The 18,985-nt window shown below is 39.7% G+C and carries 16 protein-coding genes and 1 pseudogene; 3 read left to right on the forward strand and 14 right to left on the reverse strand.

The features are described 5' to 3' along the window. Nucleotides 1–4 precede the first annotated feature (4 nt). The 3 genes from ACFIJK_RS03480 to ACFIJK_RS03490 all read right to left on the reverse strand — a co-directional run bounded on the left by ACFIJK_RS03480 (nucleotide 5) and on the right by ACFIJK_RS03490 (nucleotide 3,293). On the reverse strand, nucleotides 5–1,822 hold the full coding sequence (locus ACFIJK_RS03480) for a tol-pal system protein (protein WP_375626539.1): 1,818 nt from the start codon (nucleotides 1,820–1,822) through the stop codon (nucleotides 5–7). 52 nt (nucleotides 1,823–1,874) lie between these two features. After that, entirely contained in the window at nucleotides 1,875–2,396 is a 522-nt protein-coding gene (gene pal, locus ACFIJK_RS03485) for a peptidoglycan-associated lipoprotein Pal (protein ID WP_375626541.1), read from the reverse strand. Between the two features lie 201 nt (nucleotides 2,397–2,597). After that, complete coding sequence (locus tag ACFIJK_RS03490; RefSeq protein WP_375625266.1) at nucleotides 2,598–3,293, reverse strand: DUF1013 domain-containing protein; 696 nt, start codon at nucleotides 3,291–3,293, stop codon at nucleotides 2,598–2,600. A gap of 367 nt (nucleotides 3,294–3,660) precedes the next feature. Between ACFIJK_RS03490 and ACFIJK_RS03495 the strand changes: the two genes are divergently transcribed. Next, nucleotides 3,661–4,407, forward strand: coding sequence for a YebC/PmpR family DNA-binding transcriptional regulator (locus tag ACFIJK_RS03495; protein ID WP_254492472.1), 747 nt, complete (start codon nucleotides 3,661–3,663; stop codon nucleotides 4,405–4,407). A 1,092-nt stretch (nucleotides 4,408–5,499) separates the two neighbouring features. Here the strand turns inward: ACFIJK_RS03495 and tolB are convergent. From tolB to ACFIJK_RS03550, 11 genes are all read right to left on the reverse strand, one after another. Further along, nucleotides 5,500–6,825: a Tol-Pal system beta propeller repeat protein TolB gene (gene tolB, locus ACFIJK_RS03500; protein WP_375626543.1), complete on the reverse strand. Its 1,326-nt coding sequence runs from the start codon at nucleotides 6,823–6,825 to the stop codon at nucleotides 5,500–5,502. 43 nt (nucleotides 6,826–6,868) lie between these two features. Then, entirely contained in the window at nucleotides 6,869–8,320 is a 1,452-nt protein-coding gene (locus ACFIJK_RS03505) for a cell envelope biogenesis protein TolA (protein WP_375626545.1), read from the reverse strand. Between the two features lie 107 nt (nucleotides 8,321–8,427). Next, a complete protein-coding gene (tolR, locus tag ACFIJK_RS03510) occupies nucleotides 8,428–8,880 on the reverse strand; it encodes a protein TolR (protein WP_375625263.1) in 453 nt (150 codons plus the stop codon). Nucleotides 8,881–8,895: 15 nt separating this feature from the next. Continuing rightward, entirely contained in the window at nucleotides 8,896–9,609 is a 714-nt protein-coding gene (tolQ, locus tag ACFIJK_RS03515; protein WP_375606538.1) for a protein TolQ, read from the reverse strand. Between the two features lie 1,745 nt (nucleotides 9,610–11,354). After that, complete coding sequence (gene ybgC / locus ACFIJK_RS03520) at nucleotides 11,355–11,795, reverse strand: tol-pal system-associated acyl-CoA thioesterase (protein WP_375625261.1); 441 nt, start codon at nucleotides 11,793–11,795, stop codon at nucleotides 11,355–11,357. Nucleotides 11,796–12,007: 212 nt separating this feature from the next. Beyond that, entirely contained in the window at nucleotides 12,008–13,102 is a 1,095-nt protein-coding gene (ruvB, locus tag ACFIJK_RS03525) for a Holliday junction branch migration DNA helicase RuvB (RefSeq protein WP_375613207.1), read from the reverse strand. Nucleotides 13,103–13,115: 13 nt separating this feature from the next. Next, nucleotides 13,116–13,730: a Holliday junction branch migration protein RuvA gene (gene ruvA / locus ACFIJK_RS03530; RefSeq protein ID WP_375626548.1), complete on the reverse strand. Its 615-nt coding sequence runs from the start codon at nucleotides 13,728–13,730 to the stop codon at nucleotides 13,116–13,118. 13 nt (nucleotides 13,731–13,743) lie between these two features. After that, nucleotides 13,744–14,259 carry a crossover junction endodeoxyribonuclease RuvC gene (gene ruvC, locus ACFIJK_RS03535; protein ID WP_375626550.1) on the reverse strand — a complete coding sequence of 172 codons (516 nt, stop codon included), beginning with the start codon at nucleotides 14,257–14,259 and terminating at the stop codon, nucleotides 13,744–13,746. A 1,376-nt stretch (nucleotides 14,260–15,635) separates the two neighbouring features. Then, complete coding sequence (locus tag ACFIJK_RS03540) at nucleotides 15,636–15,824, reverse strand: hypothetical protein (protein ID WP_375626551.1); 189 nt, start codon at nucleotides 15,822–15,824, stop codon at nucleotides 15,636–15,638. 15 nt (nucleotides 15,825–15,839) lie between these two features. Then, the gene (locus tag ACFIJK_RS03545; protein WP_015856950.1) at nucleotides 15,840–16,358 is read right to left on the reverse strand and encodes a DUF1465 family protein; all 519 of its coding nucleotides are present in this window, start codon (nucleotides 16,356–16,358) and stop codon (nucleotides 15,840–15,842) included. 181 nt (nucleotides 16,359–16,539) lie between these two features. Next, the gene (locus ACFIJK_RS03550) at nucleotides 16,540–17,682 is read right to left on the reverse strand and encodes an OpgC family protein (protein WP_375626554.1); all 1,143 of its coding nucleotides are present in this window, start codon (nucleotides 17,680–17,682) and stop codon (nucleotides 16,540–16,542) included. Between the two features lie 348 nt (nucleotides 17,683–18,030). Here ACFIJK_RS03550 and ACFIJK_RS03555 point away from each other — a divergent pair, with 348 nt between their 5' ends. Together ACFIJK_RS03555 and ACFIJK_RS03560 are read left to right on the forward strand one after the other, a co-directional pair. After that, a complete protein-coding gene (locus ACFIJK_RS03555) occupies nucleotides 18,031–18,693 on the forward strand; it encodes a thiamine phosphate synthase (RefSeq protein WP_375626558.1) in 663 nt (220 codons plus the stop codon). Nucleotides 18,694–18,768: 75 nt separating this feature from the next. Next, nucleotides 18,769–18,918: pseudogene (locus ACFIJK_RS03560) on the forward strand (thiamine phosphate synthase); the annotation flags it as partial. Nucleotides 18,919–18,985: the final 67 nt, after the last annotated feature.

Genomic DNA, 18,985 nt, shown 5'->3' on the forward strand with positions numbered 1-18,985 from the left:
CTATTTATTCTGCAGGTTTACAAAAAATAGACTCTAGTGTGTTTTGACGTTTTGATTTTTTCACAAAATGAGCACAATCGTCTTTATTTGGCTCAAGAGCGACCATACTTCTTGCTAATTTCAGCAAAATCTCAGAGGTATAGAGCTTCTTTTTATCTGCATACCATGCGGTAAGATAAACTTGCGCTGCTTCATGATAGCGTTTTTGTCCCAACAAAGATTCAGCCAACCAAAATAAAGCATCATCACTCAAAGAATCTTTTTTGTAACGATTTTGAAAAGCGCAAAAGCTTTTTTCAGCATCAACATAGTTGGCAGAACGAATAAAATCATACCCTTCCTTATACAAAGCTTTAGAAGAAGAAAGATTGTCACTCTGATATGCTTCAATTGGAGCACTTACTTCATGCGCTTTTTTAAAATGTTTAGTGTTTTCATGATCATGGCTCTCCACCTTAGCTTCCACAGCAGCAACCTGTGTCTGATCACCTGCACTATGGTCCTGCTCCATCTCTTCTTTTACAGTCTGAGATTTTTCATCCACAGCGGACTTTTCAAAAGAACAAGAATAAACAGAAGAGGCTTTTTGATCAAAAAGTCCATGAAACTGCTTGTTAACATTTTTTAGATTGTTATGCTCAAGCACCATTCGTATTTTATGCAAAAGCTTATCTAAATCATAATCTTTAAATAAAGCCTGTTGATTCTCTAAAATAATCCCTTGGTGCTCCACAACACTAGCGGCTTTTTCCACCGCGCTAGATGCTGCTTTATCAGCTGCTTCAGGCGCTTTCTTCACTGCATCAATAGCCTTATCAACAGCGTCAGTGGCTTTTTCCTCCACGCTAGATGCCGCTTTATCTGCTGCTTCAGGTGCTGTCTTCACAGCATCAATAGCCTTATTAACAGTGTCAGTGGCTTTTTCCACTACACTAGATGCTGCTTTATCAGCTGCATCAGGTGCTTTCTTCACTGCATCGATAGCCTTATCAACAGCGTCAGTGGCTTTTTCCACCGCACTAGACGCTGCTTTATCAGCTGCTTCAGGTGCTTTCTTCACTGCATCAACAGCCTTATCAACAGCGTCAGTAGCTTTTTCCTCCACGCTAGACGCTGCTTTATCAGCTGCTTCAGGTGCTGTCTTCACTGCATCAATAGCCTTATTAACAGTGTCAGTGGCTTTTTCCACCGCACTAGACGCTGCTTTATCTGCTGCTTCAGGTGCTTTCTTCACTGCATCGACAGCCTTATCAACAGCGTCAGTAGCTTTTTCCACCGCACTAGACGCTGCTTTATCAGCTGCTTCAGGTGCTTTCTTCACTGCATCGATAGCCTTATTAACAGTGTCAGTAGCTTTTTCCACCGCACTAGACGCTGCTTTATCAGCTGCTTCAGGTGCTTTCTTCACAGCATCAACAGCCTTATCAACAGCGTCAGTAGCTTTTTCCTCCGCACTAGATGCTGCTTTATCTGCTGCTTCAGGTGCTGTCTTCACAGCATCAATAGCCTTATCAACAGCGTCAGTAGCTTTTTCCTCCACGCTAGATGCCGCTTTATCTGCTGCTTCAGGTGCTTTCTTCACAGCATCAATAGCCTTATCAACAGCGTCAGTGGCTTTTTCCTCCACGCTAGATGCCGCTTTATCTGCTGCTTCAGGTGCTTTCTTCACAGCATCAATAGCCTTATCAACTGCATCAACTTTATCTGTATCATGTGCAGGATATTCGGAAGCCTTTCGTGCCGCACTTTGAACAAGTGAAGTAGAACAAGCTATGAAAACCGCCATATAAAAGAGTGTTTTCCAATTGATTTTACGATACATTCTTTTTTCCCCTTAAGAGCTCATTGAATAGTTGAAACAAACAATCTTCTTTTTAATGACTATTCATGTCACTCAACGTTGTTACTGCACGTCGATTTTGATTCCAACAGGAAATATCATCACATACTGCTACAGGTCTTTCTTTTCCGTAAGAAATTGTTTGAATCCGTTGTTCAGACACACCTAGAGATACCAAATAGTTTCGCACAGCAACAGCGCGGCGCTGTCCAAGTGCCAAGTTATATTCACGTGTTCCCCTCTCATCAGCATGACCTTCGATCATAATAGAATAATAAGGATAATGAAGCAACCATTCTGCTTGGCGCGTTAAAATACGTTCAGCATCAGCATCAAGTGAAGAAGAATCGAGACCAAAAAACACGCGATCACCCACATTAACCGTAAATTCTTGTCCTGAGCCTGGTGACACCTGGTTCAAACCAGCATCATTCATATAAGCGCCATTCATACCGTTAAGTGCACCGACATTTTTTTTGCCACACCCACCCAGGCATAGTGAGAAAAGAAAGAGGATAGCTAAAGAATGAGAGAGTTTTTTTTTGGTAGAGCGCATAGTCCGTTTCTCCTTGAGTGTCATAAAGAAAGGTAAATTCTTAAAAAGATTTCCAAGAATAACCGTTAATTCCTAATGAAGACGAAATTTTTCTATTTTTTTGGTCATCATTTTTATTTTTGAGTCTCTGCCAAATTTTCTCTCTCCAGCCATTCCTCTAACATTTCCATAAGAAATGTTTTCCTTATACGTCATGGCTTTTTATGCATCATCTTGATCTTGACGATTTTTTTGCAGCGCGTTCAGCTTTGCAAAAACTTTATCAGCATCAAAAGTCTTATGCAGATTATCTTCACTCTCATTTTCCTCTAGGTCAGCGTTTTCCGTCACAGAAGCGGGAAGCAACGACCTATCTTCTTCTGCAGCAACAGGACGATTTTTCGCTGCACGCTGGAGCTCAAAATCTAAATCGATTTGCGAACACAAACCAAGTCCTACAGGATCAAGAGGAACCAAATTTGCACTATTCCAGTGGGTTCTAAGGCGGATTTGTTCAATTGTCGCTTTTGTTGTCCCAATCAACCGTGCAATTTGTGCATCTTTCAACTCCGGATGGTTCGTGACCAACCATAGGATACCATTGGGACGATCTTGGCGTCGAGAAAGAGGGATATAGCGCGCCCCTTTTCGTTTTTTTTCAGGAATATGCACCCTAGATTGAGAAATTTTCAAGCGTGCGTTTTGATCAGCCTCCACCCGTGCAATTTCACTGCGCGTCAATTGTCCAGAACTAATCGGATCTAAACCTTTAATACCATAAGCCGCATCACCATCAGCAATAGCTTTTACTTCCAAGACATGCAATTTACAAAATTCTGCAATCTGATCAAAAGAAAGAGCTGTATTATCAACCAACCAAACAGCTGTTGCTTTGGGCATCAAAAGTTGCGTTGCCATTTTTATAAATCCTCTTCTGCGCCTCTTCCTATGAGGCCGGTTACCGCCCACTCAAGAGCACTAGAACTTTTTATACGTTAGGTCTCTCCAACCACTCCTAAAACAAAGCGAGGCATGGAATAAACCATTTTGCCATGAGATTACATTCTGTTATAGCGTTATTTTTTCCCAACGACAAGAGATCTCTCTTGTAATGATCCTCAACTAAGGTGTCTTTACCTTTAAGATGAATTTTCTTATAAAGGGTTTATTCGATTATTTCACCTCATGCTGTGGCACATTTATTCTGGTGGGATGCGTATTTTATTGTCTTAAATTCTAAAGAGTATCCAACTAGAAAGAAAGCCCTCAAATAGGAAGGAAAACTATGGCAGGCCATTCACAATTTAAAAATATTATGCACCGTAAAGGGCGTCAAGATGCAATGCGCTCGAAAATATTTTCTAAGCTTGCACGCGAAATTACCGTAGCAGCAAAACAAGGTGCTCCTGATCCAGCCATGAATCCACGTTTAAGGCTGGCTGTTCAAAATGCCAAAGCACAATCGATGCCGAAAGATAATATTGAACGCGCGATTAAAAAAGCGTCAGGCGCCGATGTCGAAAATTATGATGAAGTACGCTATGAAGGCTATGGACCAGGCGGCGTTGCCGTCATTGTTGAAGCTTTAACCGATAACCGCAACCGCACCGCTTCAAATGTGCGCGCTGCCTTCACAAAATCAGGAGGAGCCTTAGGGGAAACAGGATCGGTCAGTTTCATGTTTAATCGGATTGGTGAAATCATCTATAAGCCAGAAGCAGGAACAGCCGATAACATCATGGATGCAGCGATTGAAGCCGGTGCCGAAGATGTGCAATCAGAAGAAACCGGACATCATATTACCTGCGCATTTGAAGATATTGGTGAAGTTTCCAAAACTCTTGAGGCAAAACTTGGTGAAGCAGAATCGATTAAAACGATTTGGAAAGCCACCACCCTTGCACCAATAGATGAAGAAAAAGCTTTGTCCGTTTTGCGACTGATTTCAACATTAGAAGAAGATGATGATGTACAAAATGTTTATGCAAATTTTGATGTCAGCGATGAGATTTTGGCAAAATTATCTGTATAATTCCCACCATTTGCATAAGCCCTCTCTTCATTCATGAGGGCTTCAAAAGCATCTGTCAGCTCTCCTCTTTATCCGCACATATAAAAACCCCGCGTCAATAGCGGGGACTAACCATTGGTGCAACAAGAAAACCGCCATTAATTCCAGAAAACATCACCAAAAAATAAAACATAAAAAACTCTTTAGTCTCAGGCCTTTCTTACATACCCCAAAGATTATCCCTATAGCCCCTCTCTATTTGATCTTTTTGTTCTTTAAGATTAACCTCCCCACCCTCAAGTAATGAAGATGATCCGGTCTATAAACAATTCGGATTTTCTTGACGTATTTCTATGACGAATCACCCATGGAATTCACTTGAAACTTACTGCTCATAAAATACACACTCCCCTAAATATTCGCCACGCACTTAAAAAAATACTTAAATATCTCAAGGAGGTTTATATGCCCTATATCGCCACACCTCAAATGACAGTGTTTTGACAAAAACACAGAATAAAAATAAGCAAATGGAAAGCCAGAGCTGATTGTTTAGCAAAGTATTGTACAAAAAGCCGTTATATTTCTCTAATCCGTTGCGGATAAATTTTTGACTTTATAGTATTAACTTTATGGCGTCGTATGTTTCATAAAATAACGTCATTTATCTTAAAAATCTGTCCTTTTGCTATTACCGATCAGTCAATACTCAGACCTAAAACAACAGCGTACTTAAATAAAACACTTCAGAGAGCAGCAGAAAAACACCCTTGACAAGAGTCCAGACTCTTCGCAAACTAGATCGAAGAGGAAGTCAAAAATATATAGCGACACTTTGAATAAAAAGTTGAAATCTAGAGACCTCAGAATTTTCGACTCTATTTTTTCAAGGTATTGTTTTGAATTTTTTTAAGCATTTTCCCCCAAGGAAATTCCATTGTCGATAAACAACCGTAGATAATGGATGAAATCTACATAACTCCCCATGCCCACTATAATCAATTTCTTCTTTTAAATCATTAAAGACAATTGATATTGTGTAAACTGATATTGTGTAACCTTGAGACTGTATAGACCATATTCCTTCTATGTTCTGTTTTTAAGCATTTTGTTTTACTGTATATTGAGCAAAGGCGACCATGCTGGATCCGAAGCATCATTGGGTGTAGGGAGTTGTCGTTCATTGCGACCCGTAATATCAATCGTATAAATTTTTGGTCCCATACCGGGATTTTTGCGAAAGAACATCAGCACGCGACCATTAGGTGCCCAAGTTGGTCCTTCATTGTGAAACCCTGTGGTTAAAATTCGTTCTCCTTGTCCATCAGGGCGCATAACACCAATAGAAAATTGTCCGCTTAATTGTTTTGTAAAGGCGATATAGTCACCCCGTGGTGACCAAATAGGTGTCGAATAACTCCCATCGTTTGAAGAAATACGCTGAATATCACTCCCATCCGCATTCATTTTATAGATTTGCGGCTTTCCACTACGATCTGAGGAAAAGACGATTTGTTTTCCATCCGGTGAATAAGAAGCAGAAGTATCGATAGCAGAAGTTGTAGTAAGTCGCGTCATTGTACGGGTTCGTAAATCCATGGTGTAAAGATTTGCACTGCCATCATTTTGTAACAAACTCATGATGACCTTTTGTCCATCAGAAGAAAAACGCGGAGCAATTGTCATGTTATTAAACGTTCCGATCAACTCTCTTTGTCCCATTTCAATTTGTTGAAGATAAACATGAGGTACTTGATTGTCCTCATAAGCCATATAGGTCATTTCTTGTCTTTTTGGGGAAAACCGTGGTGTAAGCACCAATTCACTTCCATCAGACATATAAATCAAATTTGCGCCATCTTGATCCATCATTGCTAAGCGTTTAATGCGTGCATTTTGGGGTCCTGTTTCATCGATAAAAACAATTCGTGTATCAAAATAACCACTTTCTCCTGTCATCTCGCTATAGATCTCATCTGCGATCATATGTGCCACACGCCGCCAACGTTCTGTCGCGGTATAAAAACGCCGTCCTTTCAATTGTCTTTGTCCAAAAACATCCCATAAACGAAAATCGACCCTCAAACGTCCATCGATTTCTCTCATGACTTGCCCCGTAACTAAACCTTGCGCTTTTATTTTCTGCCAAGACGCAAAATGCGGTTGTTTATTAGGATTAGAAATATTTTCAAGAAAATTTTCTTTATTAAGCGGTAAAAAAAGCCCCGACCGCTCAAGATCAGCGGTCACCACAGCAGATATTTTCAACCCAATCGAATCATTGGAAATAAAGTCTGTAATTGCAATGGGAATGGGATTAAAATCAGCGCTCGAAATAGTCCCTTTCAATTGCGCATAGCCCGATGAAATACTTGAAAGCCACAACCCACAAGTGACAATAAACCAAGCTAAAACTTTATGTCTCGTTATAGTCATCATGGAATGTGTCCTTTCGTTAAGCCAATTTATTTTTTCTCATTCATCATCTTATTTCTTGGAGGGGATCAACATTAAAGTCAAAACCTTGCCCCCATAGATCATATTGATCACGTGGGAGATCTGCATAAGGTTGGCATGAAAAGACAGCGGCATACACCTGCCTCATCATAATAGCTTGTTGACTCTCAAGACCACTTACGGGATCAATGATAGGATCGCCCATAACCATCCCTTCACGATCTAAATAAAATCGCAACCGCACAACGGGACGGTTTTTTAAATCGCCACCAAGCGCCACAAGTTTAAGCTTCTGTTGAATACATCCCCCCGCAATATTGACCAATGTTTGTGCCATTTTTGTGGTATCATCAATGTTTTTTCTTGCACCCAAAGCTTCTGGTGTATGAGAACGTTTTGCTCCCCCTCCTTGTGACCGCGCACGATTGAGCAAATTATTTTCCTCCAGTGCTAAAATATCTTCAATGGTCTGTTTCTCTTGGTTTTTCTTGTTAAGCTTTGGCGTCTTTTGATTCAATGCAGCCCCTTTCTTCCTTGGAACTTCTTCGTCAAATTTTGGTTTAAACTGTGGAAGAAAAATTTTTTCTGGAAGTGTAATTTTGGGTGCTTGATGAACAATCTGCTCTGCTGGTACCTTCTGTACCATTGGAGCCAATTCTTTTGGCGATATCATCTCTTCATTTTTGTGCGCAGGCTTGAGCGCATCTTCCGGAGCCTTCAAAGGCATCTCAGGTGCAACCTTGGGAGTATCTTCCGGTGTGCTCAAAGGCATCTCAGGCGCAACCTTAGGAGTATCTTCCGGCGTGCTCAAAGGCATCTCAGGTGCAACCTTGGGAGTATCCTCCGGTGTGCTCAAAGGCATCTCAGGCGCAACCTTAGGAGTATCCTCCGGTGTGCTCAAAGGCATCTCAGGCGCAACCTTAGGAGTATCCTCCGGCGTGCTCAAAGGCATCTCAGGTGCAACCTTGGGAGTATTCTCCGGTGTGCTCAAAGGCATCTCAGGCGCAACCTTAGGAGTATCCTCCGGTGTGCTCAAAGGCATCTCAGGCGCAACCTTAGGGGTATCCTCTGTTTTTGCTTCTAATAATTCTGGTTTTGTAAGTTCGGGTGCAAATGTTTCTGACGTGTTCTTGCTTGGTGGTAGCGATGCTGTTTCAACAGAACGCAGTTTTTCCTTTGGTTGAAAAGGTGCTAGACTATCTATTTGTCCCTCTCCAATATGGCGTGCATCTTCTTTCTCTTGTGGTTGCATAGTTGGTTTAACGGCAGGAATTGCACGGATGGGAGCCTTCACGGATCCTTGTTGAGAGGACAACTCGTCCACTAAAGGAGCAAGAGTGATAGGAATTGCTTCCAATGGTTGTGGTAAAGAGACAGAGCTTGTAAACTGAACGGCTCCCCAACTGAGAAAAATGACATGGACCACAAGGGATAAAGCCAAGCCTCGTTTCATGCTATGATAGGAGTCTTTGTTCATTCTTTATGCCTTATTTATGACTTATATTTTTTCATTTTTAATCACTCTATGCTCTCTTAAAAACATTTTAAAAACAACAGGGTATGCGAAATTTTATCACTTATTATTTATTGTGCTAGACTTGCTAACGCAACTTGAGAAAACCCCGCTTTTTGAATATCTGCCAGCAGTTTTAATACTTGTTGATATTCAACAGTTTTAGCAACCCGCACAAAAACCCGTTGATCTTTTTGTGTAGCATCTTCTTCCAGAAGAGTTTTAAGGTGTGCAATCAGTGCTTGTGACGTTTCATAATAATCTTGATTAATGGCAAAACGCCCTTGCGCGTCAAGTGAAACCGTAAGAGGCGTTTTTTGAGCTCGTACGGGACCTGCTTGACTACGAGGCAAATCTAGAGGAACACCGTTCACTAAAAGGGGAGCAGAGACCATAAAGATAATCAACAAGACCAGCATGACATCCACAAAAGGAGTGACATTGATCTCACTCATCAGTTGGCTTCGTGAATGATGGCGCCTACGTTTATTTTTCCGAGAAGAAGAAGCAACAGAAATTCCCATGGGATAAGCTCCTTTTTATAAAGAGGAAGGTGCTGTGCGTGTTTCATCAATACGCCGCGATACAATTGTTGAAAATTCATCGGCAAAATTTTCTATTTGTGCAATGATGCGCGCACTTTCATGAGTCAACTTGTTATAAGCAATAACGGCTGGAATTGCTGCAAACAAACCAATAGCGGTTGCCAAAAGCGCTTCTGCAATCCCTGGCGCGACAATGGCAAGTGATGTATTTTGAGAAGCTGAAATAGAAAGAAAAGACTCCATAATACCAATAACTGTTCCAAAAAGTCCGATAAAGGGTCCCGCAGATCCCAATGTCGCAAGAAAACTTAATTTTGATTCTATTTTTTCACTTTCACGCCCCAGCGTCAAATCCATAGCCTTATCAATTCTGCTCTGCAAACTTTTCGATGTATGGGTCCCTTTTTCAAGAGATTTTTTCCATTCAACCATTGCCGCCATAAAAACTGCGGATATACTATTGGTGCGTTGACTTTTACATGATGCATAAAGATCTTCTAGCGCTTTGCCTGACCAAAATGTACGTTCAAACTGCTTTATTTCACGCCGTATTCTCCGATACGTAAAAATTTTATCAAAAATAATTGCCCAACTCCAAATGGAAGCGAGCAGCAACCCGATCATAACACCTTTCACGATCCAACTCGCTTGCATAAACAAATGCAACATTCCAATTGTTTCCGGATTCGTTAGTTCACCATGCGGCATAATTTTTGTCCCTCTAAATAAAAGGTGTATTTTTTAAAATTCTATAAAACAGATTATTTTATAGTTTCTAAATTTAAGTAAAAAACTTTAGTCTCACATAAATCCATGCGCTAAAACAAGACTTGTTTTTTAAATTTCCTTAAAAAGTGATGACGAGAGACATCCCTCAACACACACACCCCTCATTTCACAACAGCATTTATGAAATAATATAACGATAAAGCCTTCCCCATAAATGCTATAAAAATAAAAGATATAAAAATGCGTGATATCAAATCTATTATGCACCACCATCTTTACGCTCATGAAAAGAAAGCTAAACCCTCATACACGTTTTAAGCTTAAAATGCAGTGATAAGTCTTAGCACTTGAAAACATTCATAAGAGGCATTTTTATTCCTTATCTTAAGTGTTTTTGTCCCCACTCACCAAGCCCGCTTGTGACATGTAAGAAAATGTTTTTTATTAATTCACAGCAATAGAGCTTGAAAAGAAAAAATCTTACAAGTTTCAGAGTTATCTGAAAATGACAACGCAATAAATTATCATTATAAATAAATATGTTATAATCATGAAAGATTACGCTTTACCTCAGACTATTTTTTCTCTCATTTTGCATCAAATTTAATACGGGGACACCCTCGAACACAAAAAAACGACAATAAACCACCATAAAATGCCTCACAACAATGTGCCTCACCCATGCACCCTAATGTAAGTCCCATAAATCTAGTGTAAGTCTCATATAGTCTCATTGTGTTGTGAATTAATCCCTTTCAATGCCCATCATCTCTCTGACACCATGGCATGGTATAACGTAAAAGCTTCTGTAACATGAAAAAAGCCTTTTCACATCTTTACTTCATGAAAACAGGCTTCTTCGTTCTCTTTTCTCACTTGCGATATTTGATCGTTATTGCATTGAGAATGATCTATAAAAAATATTTTTACAATTTTTCAATGATTTATATTGCTCATCTTATGATATGTAAGCAAATGATTTTAATTGTTTCAACATGTACAGATTTGAAATGAAAGTATTTTACTCTCATTACTCTATTGGAATTTGTGCCCGTGAGAAGTGATAATTTACCTTTCTGAGTCGATCTATCATATAAAATAATATGCTTTTAAAACTTTAAATCAAAAATGCATTTCTGCTTTGTATACATTGACCTCTCACTCATTCACTGCGTTTAGAAGCACAGATAAAGCCATGTATTATGGATGAAAATGGATCGGACATGCGCTCTTGTGATGCCAAATGACAACCCAGTAAAAAACAAATCAAATTGCTTAAAATACTCTTTGGGTGTTTTGAGAAAATTTTTGACCTAATAGCTTATTATCACTTTATTGCAACATTGCAATATTTTGCTGGGTATGTGCATTTTTATAAAAATAAATCTTAATCCATTTTTTATTTCTTTTTTTGTTTTGTCCTTTTCTGCTGTTTTCCTATGCCAACGAACCTTTCTTCAAAAGAAAGAAAATATCTTGAGTTTATAGCAGAAAATAGATGATGAGACATTGATTTTGAATCATAACATAGATGAGGCGTGTTTAATTTTGTGGGATATCATCTTCAATTTATTGTAGCTACTGTAGTAGAGGCGCTTTCTTTTGATGTATCGCGTGACCTTGTTGGAAAACATTTAGGCTATGATAAATGTATGATCTTAGATTGTAGATTACTTTATATCCCCTGATCTCTCCTAAAGCTGCTCGTTCAATGAATAACACTTTTAACCAAGCATTTTTGCAAAAAGTTCTTTGGGTAAACGTCGCGGTTTTGCCTCCTCATTAATCAGAGCAATTTCAACTTTGGCTGTTACCAACGTGGTCGCCTCATGCAAAATAGATTGCTCCATAAAAAAGCGTGCCCCTTGGATATGAGTAACACGTGTTTTAACAACTAAAAGATTATCAATTTTAGCTGGTCTTGAAAAATTAATTTCCATATGACGCACAACAAAAAACAGTTTTTCCCCCTCAACCCCTGCTGCTAACATCTTATTATTAAAACCGGTATCCCGTAAAAACTCTGAACGTCCTCGTTCAAAAAACTCAAGATAACGCGCATGATAAACCACACCGGAAAAATCTGTATCCGCAACATAAACGCGGACCTGAAAATTATGAAAAGAATTTGTATGATTGCTCTTAAAAGGAGTTATTTCTGTCATTGGCTTCATGTCCCATAAAATCATCTAATATAGCAAATTGTTTATCAATCAAAAGATTGAACACATTTTTGTGTTGAAGTTGTGAAAAGCAAAAGCCCCCTTAATCGTGCAAGACCTTTTTGGTCAGAATATGCTAAAAGAAGCACGTCTCTTGTATTTTATGACCTTACTATAAAATATTCACATAGTTTCTTTTAATTAAAGAGAATGTCTTAGTCATCTTCCCCATCCCATAAAGACGTCTGAAGTGATGAATTGTCTTGAGCATCAGAAAGTTGAGAACGCCTTTGTATAGACGTTGTAGAGGCAGGAGCAGAAAGCCCTAAATGGCTCCAAGCCTTTTCAGTTAGAATGCGTCCACGAGCGGTTCTTTGAATAAAACCTTGTTGAAGCAAATACGGTTCAACAATATCTTCAATGGCATCGCGTGGTTCTGATAAAGCAGCAGCAATTGTTTCAATCCCCACCGGTCCCCCTAAAAAAGTTTCCGCAATCAGGAGCAAGTAGCGGCGATCAAGCGGATCAAGCCCAAGATGATCGACCTCAAGGCGGGAAAGCGCTTCATCAGCGATTTTTTGGTCAATTTGTTTTGCCTGTTTAACCAAAGCAAAATCACAAACGCGCCGTAAAAGCCGCCCAGCAATACGAGGAGTCCCCCGTGCTCGGCGTGCAATTTCATGAGCACCATCATCACTGATCTTGACGGCAAAAAGCCGTGCATTACGCTGCACAATATATTCCAATTCTTCTATCGTATAAAAATTGAGACGAATTGGGATGCCAAAACGGTCTCTCAGCGGTGTGGTCAAAAGCCCCAAACGTGTAGTTGCCGCTACCAAAGTAAATTTAGCCAGATCAATTTTCACCGAGCGTGCGGCCGGCCCCTCCCCAATGATCAAATCAAGTTGATAATCTTCCATGGCTGGATAAAGAATTTCCTCAATCGCCGGATTTAAGCGATGAATTTCATCAATAAACAAGACATCACGTTCTTCGAGATTGGTCAAGAGAGCGGCTAAATCTCCTGCTTTAGCGATGACCGGTCCTGAAGTAGAGCGAAAATTAACGCCTAATTCTTTTGCCATAATCTGTGACAGCGTTGTTTTTCCCAGTCCCGGTGGTCCTACAAACAAAACATGATCCAGCGCTTCTTGCCGCGTTTTTGCTGCTTCAATAAATATTTTTAAATTAGCCCGTGCCGCTTCTTGACCAATAAAATCATCGAGAACTTGTGGTCTTAAGGAACGATCTGGATCGTTAGGAAGGGGTGCGGAACCCAGAAGGCGTTTATCTTCATCTTTATGCATTGTTACCTTGATTTTAAGTAGGAGAAGAAAGCAATTTGAGACTATGGCGGATCAGCAGAGCAGAAGAAACAGTTTCCCCCTCAAGAGCGTTCATCGCAAGAGCAAGAGCACGGGATGCATGCTCCCGCTCAAACCCTAGCTTCATTAACGCAGAAAGCGCATCATGCGCAGGTTGATTGGTCATCTCACGCTGAGGAACCGAAACAGTCTTGAGCGCTTGTTCAAAGGGGAGTGTTTTACTTTTCAACTCACCCACAATTCTTTCACTGACTTTTTTACCAACGCCCGGCGCTCGACTAATCATCGCAACATCGTTTAAGGCAATAGCCTGTGCGAGTTCATCTGGTGATAAAGTACCCAAGATTGCCAAAGCAACCTTCGCCCCTACTCCAGGAACATTTTGTAGAAGACAAAACCACTCCTGTTCAGCTCTTGTAGCAAAGCCAAAAAGGCGGATTGCGTCTTCCCGAACATGCGTTTCAATAAAAAGGCTTAACGCCTCCCCAACAGAGGGTAAAGAAGGACGCAGCCGATTTGAAACAAAAACAACATAACCCACACCGTGAACATCAAGAAGGATATGATCATCAAAGATATGTTCAAGAGTGCCCTTTAATTTGCCAATCATGCTTCCACCCCAATCATACCGCCATCCTTGCCTGATAAGATCGGTCAATACTCTTACGGTGCATACTATGACAAAGAGCAAGAGCAAGAGCATCAGCCGCATCACTGCTATCAAATTCAGCCCGTGGGAGGAGAACTTTTACCATCATATGAATTTGTTCTTTAGCACCGTGCCCAACACCAATAACCGATTTTTTCACTTTGTTGGGCGCATATTCAAAAACAGGAAGATTGGCTTGCGCAGGAACCAGCAATGCAATTGCACGCGCTTGCCCAAGTTTTAAAGTTGCTGTAGCATCTTTGTTGACAAACACATGTTCTACAGCGGCTTCATGGGGCATAAATTGATGCACAACCTCTGAAAGACCTTTGTGGATCTGACATAGTCTGGAAGCCAGCTCACACTTTACATCAGAAGAAACGGTCCCTGCTGCAATAAACTGAAGACGATTACCCGCAACATCGATAACGCCCCACCCTGTACGCCGCAATCCGGGATCAATGCCTATAATACGAATCGTCTCTGCCATAAACTACAGTCTATACACTTTTCCCCCCTGTGAATAAAGATGTGAATAAAGACAAGACCACAAAGCAAACAGCAGTACAAGACAAAACCAGTAAAAAGATGATCATGCCCCCCAATTATAACACGCAACGAACAGCATCTTTATGAAGCATAACTGAAATCAATCAAAACCATTCACACATCACAAGCAAGCACCCTATCAAACACCTTATAAAACATAAAAATTCCCTTTCTTTATCATGTCCAATGCCATAACAGTTAAACATCGCAAGCGAGCAAATAGAGAGTGCTGGATTGTACATTCATTAAGTGTAAAGAGACTATGCAATAGATAGTATACACTTTACGGAAACTTTTTACATTATAACATGTTGCTACCACAGTAATTCAACAAATTGATTTATAAAGATAATTCATTATTTTGTATGTTGAATAAGAATCCCGAATATCCTAAGATTTTCTCATTACAAACCTCTTTATATTGAAGCAATCAAAACCATTCGCTCACATATGAAACGTGGGATTCCCCTATGGAGTAAAACTGTGCAAGAAAGAACTAAAAATGCCTCTCATGAACCATCTCTAATGCCAAGGGCTTATCACAACATTGGGGACTGGCAAATATGATGATCGTGCCGGCTTGCTCCGTTGCAAGCATAAAGATGAGGAGGCTCAATGGATGTAAGCAAGAACTGAGAGGTGTTTTTGAATATGCCCATTACACCACAATGACATTGCATGGAGAGGGACATTATGCATGGGACACAGAGAACCCCCGAGGCATTCATTATAGAGCACTTTATTTTGGATGTTTTATTTTACGAGAAGGAAATAACTTCCATTCAAAACAAAAGAAGCCCAAAAACTGACACAATGTGTATCATCCTCATTAACACACGCTTTACAGCAACTTTATAGGCATAAATTATAGAGCATAAATAAATTGATGTACAAGCCCCTGCTCTATCTAGCGCCTGATTATTATCATAGCCAAAACAAAATCACACGATATATCAACAGAAAGTGTTCCAGCTGCAATCAACCGAAGCCGATTTTACAAGACCAACCATACCCCACATTCCATGCCATAATTCGCAATCAATACCTATACACCCCCTCCCTCTACCCCCCTCTCAGCTATAAGCTCAAGATATTTCCTACGCTCAAATAGAAATTAGGCAGAAAAAAGCACTCTAGATTAGTTTTAGTTGTGAAATTTCGGTTGTAAAAAATGGGTAGATTGCTCTAAATATCGCAAGAAAGAAGCAAGGAGCTATTCTTCTCAGAACACTCAAAAGCTGTTTTCAGTCATTCGATTTGTTTTCCTACTAAATTATCATTTCTTAAACTACAACCGCCCCTTATTTACCAGAGTGCTTAAACTACAGCCGCATCTCTAAACGAAAAAATGCACGCTCTTAAAAGCAATGAATGAGAAACAAATTGGCGAAAAACTTCTGGCAATTCATGCCAATGAGGGGTTTCAAGTTCCAATGTCGGTGTATGAAGTGATACTTTTACAATTTCTTTTTTTATTTGTTCTGATGACATTTCCCCTTCGTGCAAAGCAAGGAAATACCTCTAAGAACGCCCAAAGGCTGTTTTGAGCAATTCGATTTGTTTTCCTACTGGATTATCATCTTCTAAGGCACAGGAGGCTGCAGTTTCCCAACCAGCACGCATATACTGTATGCGCGCTTCTAAACGCAATGAATGAGAAACAAATTGGCGAAAAATTTCTGGCAATTCATGCCAATGAGGGGTTTCAAGTTCCAATGTCGGTGTATGAAGTGATACTTTTACAATTTCTTTTTTTATTTGTTCTGATGACATTTCCCCTTCACGCTCTGCGCGAAGAAGAAGGAGTTGAGAAGCGATTTGCATAAGTCGTGTACTTAAATACATAGCTTCTTTCGCATAGATTGCAGAAACTTCTGCCGAAAGGGAACGTGCTACTAATTTCCCTTCTGAGTCAATATACGCTGCGGTTTTTTCAATCAGCGCCATTGTTTCTTCATAGAGACGATTAAAAGCATTTTCAAAAGCATTATGCTCAATCATGATAATAGGTTCATCATATGGACGTTTATGTACACTCACGCTTTTATACTCCAAGTATCAGCACAAAATTATACCACTCAACGAACAGAGTATTAAAAAGTTTCTTTTGTTGCTGTGTAGAACGCTTTTTTTAAAACTGCTACCTCTTTTAATTTTTTTGCGCAACGCGCTTTTTATACTAAGGTTAACGCACCCAACAAACACTATAGGAGCGTTTTTCTTATAAACGGATCAGTTTCCTTGAAAAGGACCACTGCCAAGATCGCCGTTTTTCACAATAATAGGCGACTCCAAATTGCAGAGCAATACCCGTTATTATTAAGAGGGTATCGGAAAAAAACGTTTCTGTCATCACTGTTTTTATAATTTGTCCAAACATCGCAAAAATGGTTCCCGTTACAAAGACCGGTAAACTATGTTTTCCTAAGATTGCTAAAGGATGTTTCTGAGAGACATAAAACCATTTATTGATGCTTGGCAAAGAAAGAATGAAAAAGGCTAATGCAAGAACATGGAGTAAACGTGGCAAGCTTAAAAAGGTTTTATTAAAGTTCAGCAATGGGGAAGACCAGCCAAGCCACCCCAAAATGCCCCACCAGTTTAAGCGAACCCATAACAGTGCCAACAAGAGATAAGCTGCCGCACAAACAATCCAAAAAGACCGAAAAGCGATTTTTTTTCCTTGTTTAAGCGCTAAAGTACTGGTCAATCCTATGACAAATAAGAATTGCCAAGACAAAGGGTTTAAAAACCACTTTCCCTCTAAAGGATAAGAAGGAGGAGCAATTTTATAAAATCCGCAGATAAGATACAGCGTAAACGAGCCCAAAAGCAGCCATTTTGTCTGTTTACAACTCAAATAAAGGATAAAAGGCGCAAAAAACATCAAAACGATATAAAGTGGAAGAATATTATTATATCCCAATTGATGCCCAAAACTTAAGGTACTCAAAAATGCGATACTAGGCTCTTTAAAAAAGAGTCCCACATTGTTCATCGATAAAAGTTTCTCTGTTCGCCATAATAAAAAGGCAGCAAAAAAAAGGCTTAACGTAACAAAAGTAGTAAAAAGATATGCGCCATAGAGCTGCAAAGCTCTGTACCACAGTTTTCGGATGATAAAAGCAAAGGATTTTTGCTGTAACCGTCCATGAAAGCTTAACCCAAGAGCAATCCCTGAAAGCAAAACAAACACTTCTGCACAATCAGAAAAACCGAAATTTCTATAAGTAAAAGACTCATAGATCGTTCTGGGAATATGGTTGATGAAAATCGTCAATAAGGCTAAAGAACGAAAAACATCAATACGTGTATCACGGCGAAAAGGCTGAGTATTATGCTCACGAATACCTTGGTATTTCATCAGTGGACTCCCACACGCCAAAAACCCCTTGAAGTCCCATAAAAATGGTGTTTACCCTTATTGCCAACAAGCATGAACAAGATGAAATTTTAATTTTTAAGAGTCAAGTTTCATTTTAAGCGTTTATTTTTTAAAAGGCAAAAGAACGAAAAGCGTCCATACGTGTATCACAACAAAAAGGCAACATATTATGCTTTAAAACACTTTCATTTCTCATAAGCAGGCTCCCACACACCCACAAATCCTTTAAATTACGTGAAAATGGTGGTCACTTTTATCACAAATAAGCATAATAGAATGAAACTTTAATTTTTAAGCGTTATTTTTTCTAAGAAACAGGGATTTGACATGACACAACAAAAAAATAAACCAATTGATCCGCCTCTTTTCCCTCAGTTGATTTTAACACTTGATGTTCGGCGCAACACCCCACACACATTTTTACAGCAAATTTTGCAAACAAAGTCTTTTGCATGCGTCATCCTCTATGATTCTGAAAAGTTGAAAGATGATAGCTCTTTTTTACAACAACAAGCGCAAACTTACGCAGAAGATATTCAACATCATAACGCAGCCCTTCTCATCGCTGATGACAGCCGCATTGCTGGACGCATAAAGGCTGATGGATTGCACATAGAAGATGATCTTAACGCTCTTGAAAGCTTCAAAAATCAGCAAAAGGAACAAAAAATTATAGGCTTTGGCAATTTACGCAATCGCCATAGTGCTATGCTTGCAGCGGAAACAGGTGTTGATTACCTGTTCTTTGGCAAATTAGGGGCTGATAAAAAACCCCAAGCGCACCCCCGCAATCTTCAGTTAGCAACATGGTGGGCAGAGATTATGCAAACCCCCGCCATTATCCAAGCAGGAAGCGATTTTTCAACCTTTGATGAAGTCTTAAAGACTGGATGTGAATTCATTGCTGTAGAAGAAGTGATTTTTGGGAACGACAACCCCTTAATACTGCTTAAAACAATGCAAGAAAAATGTGAGAACACCCCCTTGTAATATAGGAGACATACATAAGCCGCTGATAAAACCCCATACACTCACTCATGCAATACCCAGTGAACATAGCGATAAGCAAAAGCTACGAAAATCCCTGCCATAGTTCAAGCAGGAAGCAATTTTGCACTCTTTGATAAAATCTTAAACACCACATATGAATTCATTGCTGTAGAAGAAGTGATTTTGGGGAACGACAACCCCCTGATGATACTTAAAATGATAAAAATAAGGGAAAAACCAAAGCACTTTCAAAAAAACAGTACACTGTCTCAAATTAAATTAGAGATTTTAG

The sequence above is a fragment of the Bartonella sp. PS17NMGDW genome (assembly GCF_042193555.1).
GTDB classification, from domain to species: Bacteria; Pseudomonadota; Alphaproteobacteria; order Rhizobiales; family Rhizobiaceae; genus Bartonella; species Bartonella grahamii.

Excerpts from the sequence above, each read along its gene's own strand:
- ACFIJK_RS03480 (WP_375626539.1), bottom strand. The coding sequence starts at position 1,822 with ATGTATCGTAAAATCAATTGGAAAACACTCTTTTATATGGCGGTTTTC.
- pal (WP_375626541.1), bottom strand. The coding sequence starts at position 2,396 with ATGCGCTCTACCAAAAAAAAACTCTCTCATTCTTTAGCTATCCTCTTT.
- ACFIJK_RS03490 (WP_375625266.1), bottom strand. The coding sequence starts at position 3,293 with ATGGCAACGCAACTTTTGATGCCCAAAGCAACAGCTGTTTGGTTGGTT.
- ACFIJK_RS03495 (WP_254492472.1), top strand. The coding sequence starts at position 3,661 with ATGGCAGGCCATTCACAATTTAAAAATATTATGCACCGTAAAGGGCGT.
- tolB (WP_375626543.1), bottom strand. The coding sequence starts at position 6,825 with ATGATGACTATAACGAGACATAAAGTTTTAGCTTGGTTTATTGTCACT.
- ACFIJK_RS03505 (WP_375626545.1), bottom strand. The coding sequence starts at position 8,320 with ATGAACAAAGACTCCTATCATAGCATGAAACGAGGCTTGGCTTTATCC.
- tolR (WP_375625263.1), bottom strand. The coding sequence starts at position 8,880 with ATGGGAATTTCTGTTGCTTCTTCTTCTCGGAAAAATAAACGTAGGCGC.
- tolQ (WP_375606538.1), bottom strand. The coding sequence starts at position 9,609 with ATGCCGCATGGTGAACTAACGAATCCGGAAACAATTGGAATGTTGCAT.
- ybgC (WP_375625261.1), bottom strand. The coding sequence starts at position 11,795 with ATGACAGAAATAACTCCTTTTAAGAGCAATCATACAAATTCTTTTCAT.
- ruvB (WP_375613207.1), bottom strand. The coding sequence starts at position 13,102 with ATGCATAAAGATGAAGATAAACGCCTTCTGGGTTCCGCACCCCTTCCT.
- ruvA (WP_375626548.1), bottom strand. The coding sequence starts at position 13,730 with ATGATTGGCAAATTAAAGGGCACTCTTGAACATATCTTTGATGATCAT.
- ruvC (WP_375626550.1), bottom strand. The coding sequence starts at position 14,259 with ATGGCAGAGACGATTCGTATTATAGGCATTGATCCCGGATTGCGGCGT.
- ACFIJK_RS03550 (WP_375626554.1), bottom strand. The coding sequence starts at position 17,682 with ATGAAATACCAAGGTATTCGTGAGCATAATACTCAGCCTTTTCGCCGT.
- ACFIJK_RS03555 (WP_375626558.1), top strand. The coding sequence starts at position 18,031 with ATGACACAACAAAAAAATAAACCAATTGATCCGCCTCTTTTCCCTCAG.